We start from the raw sequence: 17949 nt of genomic DNA, 5'->3' as shown, positions 1-17949 counted from the left end.
GTACGCAGCGGTTAACGGGGCCACTGTTAACACTGCTTCTGCCTTTTAAATTGGAGAGATCCTTGTGCTGCTACTAAGTCTCGCCACCATTTTCACCCTCGTGGTTCTGCTAGGGAGCGGGGTGTGGATTGCCTTTGCGCTAATCGGCACTGCCTGGATAGCGCTAGAGTTCTTCAGCTCTTTCTCGCCAGGCGCTATTTTAGCCTCCGATTTTTGGGGCGCCAGCTACGGTTGGGATCTCACCGCGCTGCCTATGTTTATCTGGATGGGGGAAATTCTGTTTCGCTCCGGGCTTGCGGACAATATGTTTCGTGGCCTGTCGCCCTGGCTGAACCGACTGCCGGGACGTTTACTGCATACCAATATTATTGGCAGCGGCATGTTTGCAGCGGTGTGCGGCTCTTCGGCGGCCACCTGTGCCACGGTGGGCAAAATGACCCTGCCAGAGCTCGAGCGGCGGGGTTACGACAGCAATATGGCGATTGGCACCTTGGCCAGCGCCTCCACTTTGGGACTTTTGATTCCACCCTCCATTGTGCTCATCGTTTACGGTGTGGTCACCGAACAGTCGATCTCCAGGCTGTTTATGGCCGGTATTGGCCCGGGACTGATGATCCTGGCCATGTTTATGAGCTACCTCATTTTGTGGGCGTTGCTCAAGGGCAACCGTGAAGGGCTTACCGGCGAAGATGAATCCGGTATGAGCTTTGCTGAAAAGCTGCGCAATACCTGGTCGCTGGTACCTATTCTGCTGTTGATCGGCGGGATTATCTTTTCGATCTATGGCGGGTTAGCGTCGCCTACTGAGGCCGCGGCAGTCGGTGTGGTATTGTCAATCGTGATTGCGCGCTTTAACGGTCACTTTGATCGCGACATTTTTAAAAGCTCGCTGTTTGCCGCCGTGCGTACCGCCTGCATGATCGCTTTTATTATTGCCGGTGCGTCGTTTTTAACCTCGGCCATGGGCTTTACCCAGGTGCCCATGAAGCTGGCGCAGGCGATTGGTGAGATGGGGCTTTCACCTACCATGCTGCTGATTGCGCTTACCTTGCTGCTGCTGGTGATGGGCTGTTTTCTCGACGGTATCTCGCTGATCCTGCTAGTCACCGCGATTATCATGCCGCTGGTGAGCGCCGCTGGGTTCGACCTGATCTGGTTCGGTATTTATCTGGTCGTGGTGGTCGAGATGTCCCAGATTACCCCACCGGTGGGCTTCAACCTGTTCGTGATTCAGGGGCTAACCGGTAAAGATATTCTGACCATTACCAAAGCCACGTTGCCGTTCTTTCTTCTCATGCTGTTGGCGATTGCCTTAATGCACATCTTTCCGGGTATCGCTCTCTATCTACCTGAGGCAATGACTCGGTGAGGTGCTTATAAAAGAAAGACGGTTAAGCATGAACTAGGGAGCCTCTGATTAACGTAATGAGCGCAGGCCAGACAAGGCAAAAATCAACGAAAAAGCGGAGTTTACGTGGGTGTAAATGAGCATTTTGAGGCGATTTTTAACGCCGTATGGGCAAGCGCAATAGTTAATCAGAGGTCTCCTAGAAAAAACGCTCTGGCCGGAACGCCTGATGGCATGCATGTTCTGGCCAGAGGTTTAAGATTTAGCGCGGGATTGGGGGTTAAGTTTTTTGAAAGCAATGTTTTTGTTGAATCCATCCGGGTCGCTGTACCCTTTACGCAACATCGTTAATGCTTTGTGTTGGGCTTCTCTACGGCTATTGAGTATAAGCGTATGATTTAGCAAGAGCTGCTGAGCATTTTCAAGCAGCTCTTTGGGATCAATAGCCGCGGGGGTGTCAATCATCAGCGTTTTAGCGATCAACTCCATTTTGGGCTGAACTTCTTGTAGAACGCTTTTAAATGAGAGAGAGGGCACATCCGCTGTCGTGCTTATATCGGCTATCAGGGCGGCCAGCTGTTCTTCAGGAGCTTTTGATAGGCAGGCATCCGCCGTGGGGCCGGATAGACGAACACACATATCCATTAAGCTATCGCTTTGATAGCAGGCGTGACTAAAACGTATGGTGTTGACCATCGCCGATGGGAGCCCCCATTTGGCTGCCAGCCATGCCCCAATAACGGTGTGGTCACCACCAAAGTAACGCTGCTCCTCCGCAATAAGCTGGGTATGGGAGATAGCACTATCACTATAGAGTTCGTCTGCTTGCTCGGGGTAAGTCGCACTCAGTGCCAATATGCCAATATCCTGTAGCAGCGCTGCTGTAAACGCATTGCCTGCCTGTTTAGGGCACGCTTGTTCAGCAAGTTGGCGCGCTATCAGCGCAGACATGATAGACCGTCGCCAAATATGAGTATGCTGCGGCCCTTTACTGGGGTGCTGAAAAAGGTTAAAGCTCAACACGACCGTTAACGTTGCATCTAGTCCTAGTCGCTGGATAGCCTCCAGGCATGTTTGTGTCGGATTGGCGGAGCGGGTGTGGTGGACGCTATTGGCGAGAGATATTAACCGAGTGGTCAACGCTGGATCGTGTTCAATGGTGTCGGCAACATCGTTGATAGTCGCTTTTGACGATTGCGTTAATCTGAGGATGCGTAATGCGATTGAGGGAAGCGAAGGTAAGCGTTGGCACTTGAGGAAATCGCTGATCAGAAAACCAGGCAGTGCTTCAGTTAGCATTCCATACAGTGCTTCATCCTTGGTCGATGTATTAGTCACGTTATCTCCTGCGCACTTTGTAGCGTAGCCGCCAGCCATTATGAGGCGATACCTAATTTTACCATATATCCAGCTACTGTTGACGTTGTTATAGTTGGAAAAGAGCGGTTTGTGCTTTGTAGGCCGCTATATATACTTTATGAGGTTAGTGGCAGGCGTCCAAGCCGCTTCAGAATTAAAAAAGTGAGTGCAACAATGCACACAAAGAACGACGCGGCCGATATATTCCGCCAATTGGCAGAAGGCGTAGGGCACAGTGGGAGCCCGCGTTTTTATGCAACGTTGGTTGAACGTTTAGCGACGATACTAGGCGTTGATCATGTGTTAGTCGCCGATGTAACTCAATTGCATCGGGCTGAGACGTTGGCCGTTTGGTCAAATGGCAACTTGCTGAGCAATGTTACTTACACGCTGACCGGTACCCCTTGCGAGACTGTGTTAGGACGCGAAACCTGCCTTTATGACCATGATGTTCAGTCACGCTTTCCTGACGATAAACTGCTTTGTGAACTGGGTGCCGAGAGTTATTTGGGGCGGGCGCTCTATGCGGCGGATGGTTCGCTAGTTGGTTTGTTAGCGGTACTCAAAAACGCCCCCATGCAGTTGGACGATCTAGCCAATGAGATATTGCAAATCGCCGCCGCCCAGGCGGGTGCAGAGCTGTGCCGACAAAAAGCAGAGCAGGCATTAAGAAAGAGCGAAGAGGTCGCGCGGGAAAGTGAACGCCGTTTGGATACGCTGCTCAACCATCTGCCGGGCATGGCCTATCGCTGCCTGAATGACCGCAATTGGACTATGCAACTGGTGAGCCAAGGGGCCGAAACGCTGACCGGGTACCGGCCTGACGAATTACAGGGTAATCGGCTGATCAGTTTTGCTGCCCTGATTCATCCTGATGACCAGGACAAGGTCTTCCATGAGGTACAGTCGGCCATTGCCAACAGATGCCCTTACCGTGTGATCTACCAGCTGCGCCATCGCGACGGTGGTTATCGGTGGATGTGGGAGCAAGGCCAGGCCGTCATAGATGAGGCGGGCGAAATCGTATGCTTGGAAGGGTTTATCTCGGATGTGACCGACCAGCAAGAATCGCAGCGGGTGCAAAACGCCGTGGTTCAAGTGGCTTCTACGGTCACGACCCAAGTCGGGGATGGTTATTTTCAGCAGTTGATTGTGACCTTGGTCAAGGTGCTGGAAGCCGATGCAGGCTTTATTGCGTTGCTGCATACTTCACCCCAGGGCGATGAAAATGTCTATGGGCAGGCGACGACTGTCAGCATGGTGGTTGATGGGGCTCAGCGAGAACAGCACACCTTTGCGCTGCGAGGCTCGCCCAGCGAGCAGGTAGTGTTGGAGCGTGAAGCAGTCATGCATGATGGTTCGCCGCTGTTATTACCAGGCACACTGCTACCCACAAGAGCATGGATTGGGCGGCGTTTGGATAATGCCAACGGCGAGGCCATTGGCGTGATGATGGTATTTTATCGACAGCCGCTGACCACCAATGCGTTCGCCACCTCTGTGCTGCAAATTCTTTCGACCGGTGCTGCAGCAGAGCTTGAGCGTCGGCGCGACCATCGGCACATGCACCAGTTAGCCTATACCGACAGTACCACCGGTTTACCTAACCGCGTCCGTTTTATGGAGTTGCTAGCGCAAATGTGGCAAGAAGCCCAGCAAGGCGAGCATGGGCTTTCACTGCTGTTATTGGATATCCGCCGTTTTAAAGAGGTCAACGATCTGCACGGTCACCAAGTGGGCGATCAACTGCTGGTGACAGTGGCTGATCGTTTAGCGAAGATCAGCCACTCATACGGCTCGTTGGCGCGTTTGTCAGGGGATGAATTTGCCCTGCTGGTGGCCGATACCACCCCTCGTGACATTGGCAGCCTTGTGGAGCAGCTACGCTTAGTGGTTAAGCCGCCGCTTCATCTGGAACGGCGTGTCTTTCACCTCGATGTCAGCATCGGTTTTGCTCATTATCCGCAGCATGTGAGCGAGGCGGGCGAACTATTTAACGCTGCCAGCATTGCTCTCCACCACGCCAAGCGGCGCGAAAATAGTATCTGCCCCTATTCCCAAACGATGCGCCACGCGCTACATCGACGCCAACAGATGACCGAGCGACTCAGCGCGGCAATTACTGAACACAAGTTAGAACTCTACTTTCAGCCCCAGGTGAACCTTACCAGTGGTCAGTTGACTGGTGCAGAAGCCCTGTGCCGCTGGCACGATGCCGAGTGGGGCTGGGTGAGCCCCGGCGAGTTTATTCCCCTGGCTGAAGAGCGCGGTTTGATTCGTGCCTTGGGAGACTGGGTGCTGGAAGAGTCCGCAAGGCAGCTACTGGCATGGCGTGAACAGCCTGAGGGTGGGCTGCCAGGGAGGCTATCGATCAATATTTCCGCCCAACAGTTTGCCGATCCTGAGCTTACCCACCACATTGCGCAACTCACCGCCGGCGTTTCGTCGAGCGCTATCGCCCTGGAGCTCACTGAAAGTGATTTTATGCGCGACCCAGATCAGGCCGTTGAGATCACCCACGCCATGCGACAAGCGGGCTATGCTCTCTCTATCGATGATTTCGGCACCGGCTATTCTTCGCTTTCCTACCTACGGCGCTTCGCTGCCGACGCACTGAAAATTGATATTTCCTTTGTGCGTGAAATGCTCGAAAACAAAAATGACCGCACCATTGTTCAGGCCATCATCGCCATGGCAAAAGCGCTAGAGATGAAAACCGTGGCGGAAGGCGTTGAAACGCGCGACCAAGCGAATTTGCTTGCCGCAATGGGTTGCAATGAGGCACAAGGGTACTGGTTTGGCCGCCCGCTGCCTGCCGATGAGTTTGCGACGCAGTGGTTAACTACTTAGTCTTCTAGTTTGCTCATCGTCGTCTTCTATTAGCGTCATCGTCCTGTCATCACCTTTGGCATACCCTACGCGCCGCCAACCCGCGATGAAAGGAGTGCTCCCATGCGCCTGGCCCTGTTTGATCTTGACGACACCCTCCTGGACGGAGACTGCAGCGACCGCTGGAATTTATGGATGATAGAGCAAGGCTGGATCAGCGATGCCGAAGCGTTTATGGCGCGGGCGGAGAAAATGCACCAGGCCTATCACGCGGGGAAGCTAAAGCTTGAAGAGTATTTGGCCATGACCCTAGCACCGCTGCGAGGGCGCAGAGTGAGAGATGTGCAAAAAGAGGTCGAGCGCTTTGTTGCCACGCACCTGCAACCGCGTATTTTTGAACAAGCTTGGGCCTGTCTGGAAGCGCACCGCCAGGCAGGCGATACCCTGGTACTGATTTCCGCCTCGTCACGGCATCTGGTCGAGCCGATAGCGACCACTCTGGGTATTGAACACGTGCTGGCGGTAGAGCTAAGCGTGGAGCACGGCATCAATGAAGACGCGCGCTATACCGGCGGCAGCGAGGGTATTTTTTCTTATCGTGGCGGTAAGGTGCTGCGCTTAAAACAGTGGTTGGCCGAGCAGCAGTTCACCCCTAGCCACACTACTTTCTACTCAGACTCCCGCAACGACCTCCCGCTGTTGCAGTACGTGGATTGCCCTGTAGCGGTCAATCCCGATCCAGTACTCGCTGAAGTGGCTAGCGTTGAAGGTTGGCGGCGCTTAGACTGGCGGGCGCCCTCAAGCGCTTCGTCACCTAATGCTCTGCCAGGAAAATCGGCACATGTCTGATGCCTACTATCTAAAGTTAACCGAACAGCTTCGTACCTTGATCGACCAAAATGCTGCCCTGTGGGAAGGCAAGCTTCCCGCAGAGCGGTCATTGGCCGAGCGTTTTGCCACCACTCGTGTGACCCTGCGCCAAGCGCTTTCACAGTTGGAAATGGAGGGCTTAATCCACCGCAGCAACCGGCGCGGCTGGTTTATTTCTCCTGCCCGTTTAGTTTACGACCCCACCCGTGACGCGGGCTTTAACGACTATGTACGTGCACAGGGGCGGCAGCCGCGCACGGCAGTATTGAAGCTGGAAACCCGTGCCCATCTGCCTGCCGCGCGGGCACTGAATCTGCCGGATGACCAGCCGTTTCAGCATATTCGCCGCCGCCGCTACGTGGATGACCGCGCGGTGCTGGTGGAGTCGCTGTGGGTGGTGCCCGAGCGTGCCCCAGAGTTGCTAGATATCTATAGTGGGCAATCGCTTTGGGGGCTGTTGCGCGAGCGCTGGGGGCACTACCTGGCCAATCGCTCTATTCGCATGGTCTCAGAAGCGCTTTCGCCAATGGATGCCGAAGAGCTATTCGTTGCGCCCGGCACTGCCGGGTTAAATATTAACCGTGCCATTTTAGACGACCAGCAGCGCCCTATTGAGTTTGATGAAGAGCACTGGCTGCACGATTCGCTGTGTATCAGTGTGGAGCTATCCGGTCAGCGCTAGCGGAAACGACCTAGTCGTGGTCATCATCAGTTAAAAAAACGGTCAAACAAGCGTCATCGCAGTGTCATTTAAAGCCTGCAGACTTCTGGTCTATACCAATTAGCCAGGAGCCCACCATCATGATGTCACGCCGTTTATTCCCCTCCACCTTGCTTGCAGGTGCCGCAGCCGTTGCACTTGCTTCAAACGCCCAGGCCACTGAATTAACCGTGTATACCGCCGTTGAGTCAGATGACCTGCAAAAATACGCCGAACGCTTCAGCGCGGCGCACCCGGATATCGAGATTAACTGGGTGCGCGACTCCACCGGCGTGATTACCGCCCGCCTGCTGGCCGAGAAAGACAATCCCCAGGCTGACGTGATCTGGGGCCTGGCCGCTACCAGCCTGCTGGTGTTGGAAGAGGAGGGCATGCTGGAGCGCTACGCTCCCGCTGGCGTTGAGAATCTCGACCCCAAATTTGTCGATGTGGCCTATCGTGATGGTGAAGACCCAGCTTGGGTGGGTATGGACGCCTGGGTCGCTGCTATTTGCTACAACACCATTGAGGGCGAGCGCCAGGGCGTGCCGATGCCGACCTCTTGGGAAGATCTCACCCAGCCAGAGTTTGAAGGCCATGTGATTATGCCTAACCCCAACTCGTCGGGTACCGGCTACCTGGATGTGGCCAGCTGGCTGCAGCTATGGGAAGAGGATCAGGGCTGGGATTATATGGATCGCCTGCATAACAACATTGCCCGTTACACCCATTCTGGCTCTGCTCCCTGCAGCCTGGCGGCCACCGGTGAAACCGTGGTGGGCGTGTCATTTGCTTTCCGCGGTGCGCGCTTGAAGTCCCAGGGTGCGCCTATTGAAGTTATCTTCCCTGAAGAAGGGCTGGGCTGGGATATGGAGGCCGCCGCTATTATGACTGGTACCGACAAGCAGGAAGCCGCGCAAACGCTGATGGACTGGGCAATCTCCCGCGATGCCAACGAACTCTATAACGAAGGCTATGCAGTGGTGGCCTACCCAGGTGTAGCACAGCCGATTGAAAACTACCCCTCCGATATTACTGACCGCATGATCGACGCCGACTTCCAGTGGGCTGCCGTCAATCGCGAACGCGTGCTGGCCGAGTGGCAGCGTCGCTACGATGGTAAAACCGAGCAATAAGCCGCGATCAGTTGCCCCGGCCAGTGTGCCGGGGCATGGAGATGTTATGCACACGACAATGACATCGCTGCTGGCGGCCGACGCGCCGACAGTGATGACCCCCACGACGCCCCATTTACGCATTGAAGCGGTGACCAAGCGTTTTGGTACCTTTACTGCACTGGACAACATTTCCCTGACCATTAACGAGGGGGAGTTTGTCTGCTTTTTAGGTCCCTCCGGCTGCGGCAAAACCACCCTGCTGCGCACTATTGCGGGGCTTGCCCGGCAAACCGCGGGCACGCTTATTCAGCGCGACAAAGATATTTCCATGCTGCCTACCCAGGCGCGTGACTTCGGCATTGTGTTCCAGTCCTATGCGCTGTTTCCCAACCTAACGGTGTTTAACAACGTGGCCTATGGGTTGCGCAACCGGCGGGTAGAGCGGTCACGCATCCAAGCACGGGTGAGTGAGCTGCTTGCGTTGGTGAACTTGACGGGTAGCGACAACAAGTACCCGGCGGCACTTTCCGGCGGACAACAGCAGCGCGTGGCGCTGGCGCGGGCACTGGCCACCGAGCCTGGCCTGCTACTGCTGGACGAGCCGCTTTCGGCGTTGGACGCCCGGGTGCGGGGCCATCTGCGCAGCCAGATTAAAGCCCTGCAGGCGCGCCTCGGGGTGACCACCATCATGGTGACCCATGACCAGGAAGAGGCGCTCACCATGGCCGACCGCATCGTGGTGATGAACCACGGCGTGATCGAGCAAGTGGGCACCCCGGCCGAGATCTACCACCAGCCTGCCAGCGCCTTTGTGGCCTCGTTCATTGGCAGCATGAACTTCCTGGAAGTGACCGCTCAGGGCGATAACCAAGCGCTGCTGGGTACCACGCCCTGCGCCTGCCTATCGCATACCCTGAAAGTGGGCCAAGCCGCCCAGTTGGCTATTCGGCCCGAGGCGGTGGCACTTAGCCGTCAAGTGGGAGCGCTGAATGGTGAGGTGATCGGCATCGAGTTTTTAGGTCCCTTTCAGCGGGTCACTTTGCGCCTAACGGACGTTGACCAAACGCTCATTGCCGATGTGCCTAGCCGCGATAGTACCGACCTAAGCCTTTACCAGGGGCAGGTTCTAGGCATTCACCTGCCCGCCGAAGCCGCTCGTCTTTACCCCGCCGGGAGCAGCCAGCAATGATGGCCGAGAGCTTTGTAAAATCGGCGACCAGGCCGTCGCTAGAGTCGTTGATCCGTTTATTGGCGTTACTCGCTGGCGTTGCATTGCTGGTGGTGGGGCTACTATTCCCACTCGTGACCATGCTGATCAAGAGCCTGCAAGACCGTGCAGGCGACTTTATCGGCCTGGCCAACTTCGCTTACTATTTTCAAACCCCTGCGCTGGTCAATTCGATTGCCAACTCGTTGCGGGTGGCGTTGATGACCACCGGTGTGGTGGTCGGATTAGCGTTTCTATGCGCCTACGGGATTACCCGTACCTGCATGCCGGGCAAGCGGCTGTTTCGCATGTTGGCGATTCTGCCCATTTTGGCGCCATCGCTGCTGCCCGCGATTAGCCTGGTCTATCTGTTTGGCAATCAGGGATTTCTGCGCGATTTACTGGCCGGCCAATCGGTTTATGGACCTATCGGCATTGTGATGGGCATGAGCTTCTGGATATTTCCCCACGCGCTAATGCTGCTGACCACCGCGCTGACCAACAGCGATGCGCGGCTCTACGAAGCGGCCGAAGCGCTGGGAACCCCCAAGTGGCGTACGTTTTTGACTATTACGTTGCCCGGCGTGCGCTACGGGCTGATTTCCTGCCTGTTTGTGGTGTTTACCCTGGCGATTACTGACTTCGGCGTGCCTAAAATTATCGGCGGCCAGTTCAGTGTGCTGGCCACCGATGTCTACCGCCAAGTGGTGGGGCAGCAGAACTTTCAGATGGGCGCGGTAGTCAGCGTGATTCTGCTGCTGCCTGCGGTGCTCTCGTTTATCGTTGACCGTTGGATACAGCGGCGCCAGGTGGCGCAACTCTCGGCACGGGCGGTGCCGTGGCAGCCAACCCCCAGCCCGCTGCGGGATTGGATATTTACACTGCTGTGCTACGCGGTGGCGGGGGCCATTGTGCTGGTGATCGGCACCGCGGTGTATGCCTCGCTGGTTCAGTTTTGGCCCTACAACTTATCGATAACCTTTGAGCATTATACCTTCCAAGGCATGGCCGATGGTGGCTGGGGGGCGTGGTTTAACTCGCTCAAATTAGCGTTTAGCGTGGCTTTGGTGGGCACGCTAGTGATCTTCTTTAACGCCTGGCTAATCGAAAAGAGCGAGGGCTTTCGCCCGCTGCGCCAGGGGCTGCATTTTATGGCCATGCTACCTATGGCGGTGCCTGGCATGGTGCTGGGGCTTGCCTATATCTTCTTTTTCAACCAGGCGGGCAACCCGTTTAACTGGCTGTACGGCACGCTGATGATTCTGGTGCTTAATACACTGGTGCACTTTTATACGGTGTGTCACCTCACCTCGGTAACCGCGCTTAAACAGCTCGACCCTGAGTTTGAAGCCGTCGGGGCCTCACTCAAAGTACCGTTTTGGACTACGTTTTGCCGGGTGACGCTGCCGGTGTCGCTGCCCGCGGTGCTGGATATATCGGTTTACCTGTTCGTCAATGCGATGACCACGGTATCGGCGGTCGTGTTCCTCTATAACAGTGACACGCGGCTGGCCTCGGTGGCGGTGCTGCACCTGGATGAAGCGGGCTACTTCGCCAGCGCTGCGGCCATGGCGGTGCTGATTTTCCTTACCTCGCTGGTGGTGAAGCTGCTCCACACCGCACTCACCCATGTTTTATTAAATAACGCCCAGCGCTGGCGCCAGGCAGGCTAGACAGCCTGCCTGGTTGGGTATTAATGTGTTCCAAATATCTGGTATAGACCAAAATGAGTGATCAAATCAAAGACCCCTACCTGTTAACCCCTGGGCCGCTGACTACTTCCCATGCGACCAAAGCCGCTATGCTGCGCGACTGGGGCTCCTGGGACGATGACTTTAACCAAGTGACTGCCGACATTCGTAGTCAGTTGCTTGCTATGGCGGAAGCCGCAAGCGATGAGTACGCCTGCGTGCCCATGCAGGGTAGCGGTACCTTCGCCGTGGAGAGTGCGCTGGCCTGCGCCACTGACCCCAGCGGTAAAGTACTGGTGCTAATGAATGGTGCTTACGGTAAGCGCGCGGCGCAGTTGCTCCACATAATGGGCCGCCGTTACGTGACGCTGGATAAAGGCGACTACCTGCCACCCCAGCCCAATGAAGTGGCGACGCTGCTGGAGCAATACCCAGAGATTACGTCGGTATTTTTGGTGCACTGCGAAACCAGCTCGGGGATTTTAAACCCACTGGAAGCCATCGCCGAGGTGGTGCACTCCCATGGGAAAACGCTCATCGTCGATGCGATGAGTTCCTTTGGCGGCGTACCCATCAGCCTCGCGAAAACACCCATTGATGTGCTGGTTTCCTCTGCCAACAAGTGCATTGAGGGCGTGCCAGGATTTGGTTTTGTGATTATTCGCAAAGCGCTGCTTGAAGCAGGCAAGGGGCGCGCCCACTCGCTGAGCCTGGATCTGAACGCCCAGTGGGCGTATATGGAGCGCACCGGTCAGTGGCGCTTTACGCCGCCCACGCACACTGTGGTGGCCTTTCAGGTCGCACTTGCCCAGCACCGGGAAGAAGGCGGTGTGCCAGGGCGCTGCGCGCGCTATACCCGCAATCGTGATGCGCTGGTAAAAGGCATGCGAGCGCTAGGCTTCAGCACGCTGTTAGAAGACGAATGGCTATCGCCGATCATCACTACCTTCTTAAGCCCAACCGATCCAGCGTTTGAGTTTAACGCTTTCTACGCGGCGCTAAAGGCGCGCGGGTTTTTGATCTATCCCGGCAAGTTGACTGAAGTGGAGAGTTTTCGTATCGGCTGCATTGGTCAGCTAGGCACCACGGTGATCGCGGAACTGCTAAGCGCCATTCAAAACACACTTGCCGAGATGGGCGTTAGCCTTTTTCCAGGCCTATCTTCACAATCAGGGAGCGCCTAATGCAGTATCAATCTCCCCAATGCTTGCAAGCGGTTATCTGTGACTGGGCAGGCACGCTGGTCGACTTTGGCTCCTTTGCGCCTACCCAGATCTTCGTCGAAGCGTTTGCTGAGCTGGGCGTGGCGATTAGCCTGGAAGAAGCTCGCGGCCCCATGGGTATGGGTAAGTGGGATCATATTCGGACACTCTGCAACCATCCGGACATCGCCGAACGCTTTGTTCAGGCGGTAGGCCACGCGCCTTCTGATGACGATGTAACGGCGCTTTATGAGCGCTTTATGCCGCTGCAGATTGCCAAAATTGCCGACCACTCGGCGGTGATTCCCGGCGCGCTCGAGACCTTAACTACGCTGCGCGCCCAGGGACTGAAAATCGGTTCCTGCTCTGGCTACCCGACGGTGGTGATGGAAAAAGTCGTCGCTTTGGCTGCGGATAACGGCCTGCAAGTTGATCACGTAGTGGCGACGGATGAGGTGCCCAATGGCCGTCCGTATCCTGCTCAGGCGCTGGCCAATGTGATCGCGTTAGGCATCAGCGATGTGGCAGCGTGTATTAAAGTGGACGACACCACGCCGGGCATTCTTGAAGGGCGCAGCGCGGGGATGTGGACGGTGGCGCTTACCTGCTCGGGCAATGCGCTGGGGCTAACCTATGCGCAATATCAAGCGTTGAGTGATGCCGAGCGCCACGCCGCCCACGAGCGGGTGGCCGCGCAATTTGCCCCCTCAGCACCACACTACTGCATTGAGACCATTGCCGAGCTACCTAGCGTGGTCGATGCCATCAATACACGTCTTCAACAGGGAGAGCGTCCTTGAGCCCAGCCGCGCTTGCTCTGGTACTGGTCTCGGTATGCATGCACGCCGGATGGAACGTGTTGGGCAAACGCAATGCGCCGTCGCTCTCTTCTTTTACCCTGGCTTACGGCGCGGGCGGGGCGGTGATGCTGCCGCTGGTGTTGCTTGGGCCGTCACTCACTGCATTACCAAGTGCATTCTGGGGCTGGCTGGCGCTTTCTGGGCTGTGTCAAATGCTCTACATGGGCGGCTTAGCTTGGGCCTACGCGAGAGGGGACGTTAGCGTACTCTACCCCATCGCCCGTGCATTGCCGGTGATAATGGTGCCGCTGGTATCCATAGTGCTGTTGGGTAGTCGGGTGCTGGATCGCTGGGACGGCCTTGGCATGGTGCTAGTCGTGGCAGGCGCGCTCTGCCTGCCGCTTAGCCATCCGCAGGCGCGCAGGATATCCACCCATCTCACGCCTGCCATGGGGTTTGCGTTGCTGGCAGCGGCGGGCACCGTAGGCTACTCGCTAATCGATAAGCAGGCCCTCGGGCTAATGCAGGGGGCAGGGCACAGCGGGTTAACCGCCGGGGCGGTGTTTATGGTGCTGCAAGCGCTGATGACGCTAAGCTGGTCGGTACCGCTACTGGTGTTGCTACCGGCAGAGCGCCGCCGCCTGCCTGCGCTCCGCCAGCAGGGGCTGACCATGCTGGTCGTTACCGGGCTGATGATGACCTGCACCTATGGCCTGGTATTAATCGCCATGGCGCTTACCGACGAGGTGAGTTATGTGGTAGCGCTGCGCCAGCTCTCCATTCCAGTGGGCGTGCTAATGGGTGTGCTGTGGCTGAAGGAGCCCGCATCCAGGGCAAAAGCATTCGGCACTCTGGTGATGTTGGCGGGGCTGGTGCTGGTGACGCTTTAGACAATTACGCTGGCGGCGCTTTTGGCACCGCCAGCGTGAGGTGATCTAGCCAGCCATCGTCGTTGTTTTCGGCTGCCAGCGGATTGTCAGTTCTTCGATGCTACTGGGCATCCCCAGCCGATTCCGCTTGGGGGCTGTCATTTGGTTGATAAGCAGTGGAATATAAGATGGTCAAGATAATGGCAGTGAATATATATATGAACGTGTTTACTAGTGGGGTTATCAAAGCAAAAGATATCAGGCTAAAGAATTGACCGCCAATCAAGCTAGAAAAAAGTCCAATGCAATATTCAAAAATAAATAGCAGAGCGATTAATAAGGCAAGTGAAAAGAATAGCGACCACTGGCAATTTTTAGTCATGCTCAAAGATTCTCTCAACGATATGCTTCTGTCAATCGCTACACCTACAAAAATAAGCGACAGCCTTAATGTGAAAAATAAAGTGATTAAGAAAAAAGTTAAGGGGATAACGCCCATTAAGACGTTATACATAATTAGGGTTGAAGAAGCTCCGATAAACATGCTTGGTATTATCCATAAGGCCAGGAATTCAATGCTATACAGGAGATATTTTATTTCTCGCTTTTTGAATTTCAATTTAAAAGCTTCTGGCTGTTCGTCGAGTAAGATTATCCGCATTGTATTTATTGAGATAATCGTCAGAATGGCCATGTCAGCAACAAAGAAAAGTATGTATAAAAGTGAGCTGGTACTGCCGTATGAAAGCCCTGTATAGACTGATCCGTAGCGTGCTAGTTGAAGTAGGATGTATAGAATCAAAGGTAGAGTAACACCTTTTAATATAGCGCTACGATATTGGTTCATAAGGTACAGTGAACCGAGGGTGAATTTTGCAAACATACGACTTTCCTGGTGTTTAAAGGGTTGTCAAAGTATACCGAGATCACTCAGAATACTGGTACAGGGATTTACTTAGCTGATCCGCACAGCCCATGGCAACGGGATTCCAATGAGAACACTAACGGGCTGTGGAGGCAGTACCTGCTAAAAGGCTCAGATCTATCGGTCTACAGCCAGCAAGAGCTTGACGAAATAGCTAACTCACTGAATATAAGACCACAAAAGACGCTTGAGTAGCGAACGCCGCTGGCAGCCTACTCCGAAGTGCTCTAGAAATCCGTCGCCGGGCCGAGCACCCTTTAACAGCGATGCGCTTGGAACTTGATGCCGCCTTTATAGAGTAAGCAATACGTTAATGAATATTCATGAACATGACATCTAACAGCTTACTTCTATTGTAGCTCCTGAAGCGCTATATTTGCCTCTTCGACTCCCTGCTCAGCGAGTTTTTGTAAATCCCCTTTTGCGTCGTTATCGCCATTCTGTGCCGCTCGCAAGTACCAGTGAACTGCTTTCGAAAAGTCTTGGGAAACCCCTCTGCCTTCTGCAAAAGCTTCGGCCAAAAAATACTGAGCATCGGGCTCGCCCTGCTCAGCCGAAAGTCGATACCACTGAGTTGATTTTTCCATACTACGCTCGACGCCGCGGCCCTGATAATACATATTTCCAAGGTTAAACTGGGCTCCAGGGGCTCCTTGTTCAGCAGCCAACAAATACCAAGAAGCGGCCTCAGTATCACTTTGAGTTACTCCAGTACCCACGGAATAAGCAGACCCTAAATTGAACTGTGCGGTAGCACTACCTTGTTCGGCCGCTTGTCGGGTCCACATCACACCTTTATTATAATCTTGTTGCACACCCACGCCACGGTAGTATAAATCACCTAAGATCTCTTGAGACTTTAGTAAGCCTTGCTCCGCAGCCAATTCAAACCATTTTGCTGCTTCCGAATAATCTCGTCTTACTCCCTTTCCGTAGTAATACATTAGCGCTATGTTCTGCTGCGCTCCAGCCATTCCTTGCTCTGCTGCTTGGCGGTACCATCTCATTGCTTCTTGAAAGTCTCTTGATACTCCACGCCCATTTTGGTATAGCCAACCTAAATTATTTTGAGCTATGGCGTCATTTTGATCTGCAGCTAACTTTAGCCAATCAGCGGCTTTCTCGAAATTTTGCTCAACACCTCTACCTCTAAGATACATGCCACCTAAAAGTGCTTGTGCATCTGAATTTCCTTCTTCAGCCAATGGTCTAAAGTTCTCAATTGCAACAGTGAAGTCTCCGTTCCGTAAAGCCTCTCTGCCATCCTCTATAGAGTTGGCCATTGCACTGAATGCTGTCAGTAAGAAAGATAAAGGTACTACAGCTATGATTTTTTTAAATACGCTCATTCGCTTCACTATTTCAGAAATTAGGTTCTTTAGGTTTGGCTTAAATGTTTGATGTCTATATTTTATAGAGTTTAATATTTTTTGCATCGTCTGCTAAGATGCCTTTTAGCGCCGACAGCCGTTGCTAGCAATACCTCTCTTGGGAGCATCAAATGCTCCCGTCGATGCAGGTCGTAGGGTTTCAGAGCGGTCTCAACGTTAGGCTTAGTACACATCTTTAGCGAGAAACATCTGCGGCCAGGGCCAGGGCCAGGGCTTGTAAAGGTGAACTATGCGTTATTTTCTTGACTTTATTATTGTTTGTAGCTAGGGATTAGCTTTTTTGAAGCTAGAGCAACTGCTCCTCCAAGACCTCCTAGCAACGCGCCGCTCACCAACATGGAAAGTACCCAAATATAGTCGCCACTTGCTATATTAGTGATGAAGTATATGTCAAGTGAGACACTGGCTGTGGCGGCTATAAGGGAGTGAAGAATTACTCTTTTTTTTGTTAAAAAACCCATCGCCAATCCACATAGAAACATTAAGAAATATGCAAAATAAACCATCACTACAAGAAGCAGAATTCTGTTTGAAATAGCTCCATGAGATAGTAAATTGGCGATGGCTTGATAAGCGTCTTTCGCTAAGCGATATGAGCTAATGCAAAGTAAATAATTAAATATTAAAAGCTTTGTTTCTAGCCTTATGCTGTTCATTTTAATTCCTCAAGTTTTCGCACATTTGCGCGCCTAAGTCAGGCGTAGCCTCATTCTGCATAAAGCATTCAAATTTACTCAGCCCTCCACAATCTCTTGCATGTGAGTTAGCTTTCTCAAGGTCAAAAATAGTATCTACTACTTTAGCGTCAGGTTTAGGGCCGCCTCCTCTGCAAATTTCATTCACACACATAGGCCTTGTCTGAAAATATTTAGCAGATGTGGTTGTGCTATTACCATGTTGATCACTACAGACAGCACGCACATCTTTATAATCTGTCCACAGCCTTTCTAGTCGGCCTTCTGGCTCCAATACTTCCCATTCCACAAACTCCCATTCGGATGGCGGCTGAGCTACTGCTGGGCTTTGAGTATTAGAAGGGTTAGACGAATGTATCCCGACACCAAACGGTTCTAAATGATGCATATTTGCACCAAACAATCCCAACGGATCCACCATCCCCGTCGGATTCGTCACATAGCCATACAAATTCGTCCCACCCTGCAATCCAATCGGATCCTGGCTAATATACCGCCCTTGCTGCGGGTCATAATAGCGGTGGCGGTTGTAGTAAAGCCCGCTCTCTTCATCGTGCCATTGGCCCTGGAACCGGATGGGCTGGGTGAGGTTGCGCACGGCGCGTTGGTTTTTCACCGCTGCCCAGTCGTCCGGTTCGGCGAGCCACCGGGGTTGGCCGTTGGGGGTGACCAGTTGCATGGGTGTGCCCAGGGCGTCGGTGATATAGGCGCTGAGCACTTGGCCTTGTTCAGTATCATCAATACGCAGCATGGGCACAAAACTGCCTGGCTCATACACCACGGTAGTGCGCTGGTTGTCGGTCTCTTCGCGCACGATGCGATCACCGTCCCAGCCGTAGTGGGTGGTGGCGGTGGTGCCGTTGGTGTGGCGCACGGTTTTGCTGATGCGTCTTCCTAGGCCGTCATAACGGTAAGTGGCTTCGCGGGTAGCCCCCAGCTCGCTGG

General features: G+C 54.0%; 15 protein-coding genes and 1 pseudogene. 11 read left to right on the top strand and 5 right to left on the bottom strand.

The window, feature by feature from the left end:
• The first annotated feature begins 64 nt into the window (after positions 1-64).
• On the top strand, positions 65-1369 hold the full coding sequence (locus E0L35_RS19065; protein ID WP_009286009.1) for a TRAP transporter large permease subunit: 1305 nt from the start codon (positions 65-67) through the stop codon (positions 1367-1369).
• Between the two features lie 234 nt (positions 1370-1603).
• Here the strand turns inward: E0L35_RS19065 and E0L35_RS19060 are convergent, their stop codons facing one another.
• Positions 1604-2686 carry an HDOD domain-containing protein gene (locus E0L35_RS19060; RefSeq protein WP_223828085.1) on the bottom strand — a complete coding sequence of 361 codons (1083 nt, stop codon included), beginning with the start codon at positions 2684-2686 and terminating at the stop codon, positions 1604-1606.
• Between the two features lie 195 nt (positions 2687-2881).
• On the opposite strand from E0L35_RS19060, the gene E0L35_RS19055 reads away from it, so the two are divergent.
• The 9 genes from E0L35_RS19055 (at position 2882) to E0L35_RS19015 (ending at position 14014) form a co-directional block, all read left to right on the top strand.
• Positions 2882-5557 (top strand): EAL domain-containing protein, encoded by a 2676-nt coding sequence (locus E0L35_RS19055; RefSeq protein ID WP_138801139.1) that lies wholly within the window; start codon positions 2882-2884, stop codon positions 5555-5557.
• Positions 5558-5659: 102 nt separating this feature from the next.
• Entirely contained in the window at positions 5660-6385 is a 726-nt protein-coding gene (locus E0L35_RS19050) for an HAD-IB family hydrolase (RefSeq protein ID WP_022521550.1), read from the top strand.
• Positions 6378-7088 (top strand): UTRA domain-containing protein, encoded by a 711-nt coding sequence (locus E0L35_RS19045; protein ID WP_022521551.1) that lies wholly within the window; start codon positions 6378-6380, stop codon positions 7086-7088. The genes E0L35_RS19050 and E0L35_RS19045 overlap by 8 nt, the downstream gene beginning before the upstream one ends.
• A 119-nt stretch (positions 7089-7207) precedes the next feature.
• Positions 7208-8242: a putative 2-aminoethylphosphonate ABC transporter substrate-binding protein gene (locus tag E0L35_RS19040; protein ID WP_138801138.1), complete on the top strand. Its 1035-nt coding sequence runs from the start codon at positions 7208-7210 to the stop codon at positions 8240-8242.
• Between the two features lie 46 nt (positions 8243-8288).
• Positions 8289-9413: a putative 2-aminoethylphosphonate ABC transporter ATP-binding protein gene (locus E0L35_RS19035; RefSeq protein ID WP_138801137.1), complete on the top strand. Its 1125-nt coding sequence runs from the start codon at positions 8289-8291 to the stop codon at positions 9411-9413.
• Positions 9410-11104, top strand: a complete 1695-nt coding sequence (locus E0L35_RS19030; protein WP_138801136.1) for a putative 2-aminoethylphosphonate ABC transporter permease subunit — start codon at positions 9410-9412, stop codon at positions 11102-11104. The genes E0L35_RS19035 and E0L35_RS19030 overlap by 4 nt, the downstream gene beginning before the upstream one ends.
• Before the next feature lie 53 nt (positions 11105-11157).
• Positions 11158-12306: a 2-aminoethylphosphonate--pyruvate transaminase gene (locus tag E0L35_RS19025; RefSeq protein WP_138801135.1), complete on the top strand. Its 1149-nt coding sequence runs from the start codon at positions 11158-11160 to the stop codon at positions 12304-12306.
• A complete protein-coding gene (gene phnX, locus E0L35_RS19020) occupies positions 12306-13124 on the top strand; it encodes a phosphonoacetaldehyde hydrolase (protein ID WP_138801134.1) in 819 nt (272 codons plus the stop codon). Before E0L35_RS19025 ends, phnX begins: the two co-directional genes overlap by 1 nt.
• Complete coding sequence (locus tag E0L35_RS19015; RefSeq protein WP_138801133.1) at positions 13121-14014, top strand: EamA family transporter; 894 nt, start codon at positions 13121-13123, stop codon at positions 14012-14014. The genes phnX and E0L35_RS19015 overlap by 4 nt, the downstream gene beginning before the upstream one ends.
• Before the next feature lie 100 nt (positions 14015-14114).
• Here E0L35_RS19015 and E0L35_RS19010 read toward each other — a convergent pair whose 3' ends face one another.
• The gene (locus E0L35_RS19010; RefSeq protein WP_138801132.1) at positions 14115-14876 is read right to left on the bottom strand and encodes a hypothetical protein; all 762 of its coding nucleotides are present in this window, start codon (positions 14874-14876) and stop codon (positions 14115-14117) included.
• 18 nt (positions 14877-14894) lie between these two features.
• On the opposite strand from E0L35_RS19010, the pseudogene E0L35_RS19005 reads away from it, so the two are divergent.
• Positions 14895-15101, top strand: a pseudogene (locus tag E0L35_RS19005) (IS30 family transposase); the annotation flags it as partial.
• Positions 15102-15268: 167 nt separating this feature from the next.
• Here E0L35_RS19005 and E0L35_RS19000 read toward each other — a convergent pair.
• The 3 genes from E0L35_RS19000 to E0L35_RS18990 all read right to left on the bottom strand — a co-directional run.
• Complete coding sequence (locus E0L35_RS19000) at positions 15269-16354, bottom strand: tetratricopeptide repeat protein (RefSeq protein ID WP_171051195.1); 1086 nt, start codon at positions 16352-16354, stop codon at positions 15269-15271.
• Positions 16355-16560: 206 nt separating this feature from the next.
• Complete coding sequence (locus E0L35_RS18995) at positions 16561-16965, bottom strand: hypothetical protein (protein ID WP_138801131.1); 405 nt, start codon at positions 16963-16965, stop codon at positions 16561-16563.
• Position 16966: 1 nt separating this feature from the next.
• On the bottom strand, positions 16967-17949 hold a 983-nt coding region (locus tag E0L35_RS18990), incomplete at its 5' end, for an RHS repeat-associated core domain-containing protein (protein ID WP_138801130.1).

Source organism: Halomonas sp. ATBC28 (assembly GCF_005937175.1).
GTDB classification, from domain to species: Bacteria; Pseudomonadota; Gammaproteobacteria; order Pseudomonadales; family Halomonadaceae; genus Vreelandella; species Vreelandella titanicae.
This window is presented reverse-complemented; position numbering and strand designations above follow the sequence as displayed.

Coding starts and splice junctions, on each gene's coding strand:
- E0L35_RS19055 (WP_138801139.1), top strand. CDS start 2,882: ATGCACACAAAGAACGACGCGGCCGATATATTCCGCCAATTGGCAGAA.
- E0L35_RS19050 (WP_022521550.1), top strand. CDS start 5,660: ATGCGCCTGGCCCTGTTTGATCTTGACGACACCCTCCTGGACGGAGAC.
- E0L35_RS19045 (WP_022521551.1), top strand. CDS start 6,378: ATGTCTGATGCCTACTATCTAAAGTTAACCGAACAGCTTCGTACCTTG.
- E0L35_RS19040 (WP_138801138.1), top strand. CDS start 7,208: ATGATGTCACGCCGTTTATTCCCCTCCACCTTGCTTGCAGGTGCCGCA.
- E0L35_RS19035 (WP_138801137.1), top strand. CDS start 8,289: ATGCACACGACAATGACATCGCTGCTGGCGGCCGACGCGCCGACAGTG.
- E0L35_RS19030 (WP_138801136.1), top strand. CDS start 9,410: ATGATGGCCGAGAGCTTTGTAAAATCGGCGACCAGGCCGTCGCTAGAG.
- E0L35_RS19025 (WP_138801135.1), top strand. CDS start 11,158: ATGAGTGATCAAATCAAAGACCCCTACCTGTTAACCCCTGGGCCGCTG.
- phnX (WP_138801134.1), top strand. CDS start 12,306: ATGCAGTATCAATCTCCCCAATGCTTGCAAGCGGTTATCTGTGACTGG.
- E0L35_RS19010 (WP_138801132.1), bottom strand. CDS start 14,876: ATGTTTGCAAAATTCACCCTCGGTTCACTGTACCTTATGAACCAATAT.
- E0L35_RS19000 (WP_171051195.1), bottom strand. CDS start 16,354: ATGCAAAAAATATTAAACTCTATAAAATATAGACATCAAACATTTAAG.
- E0L35_RS18995 (WP_138801131.1), bottom strand. CDS start 16,965: ATGAACAGCATAAGGCTAGAAACAAAGCTTTTAATATTTAATTATTTA.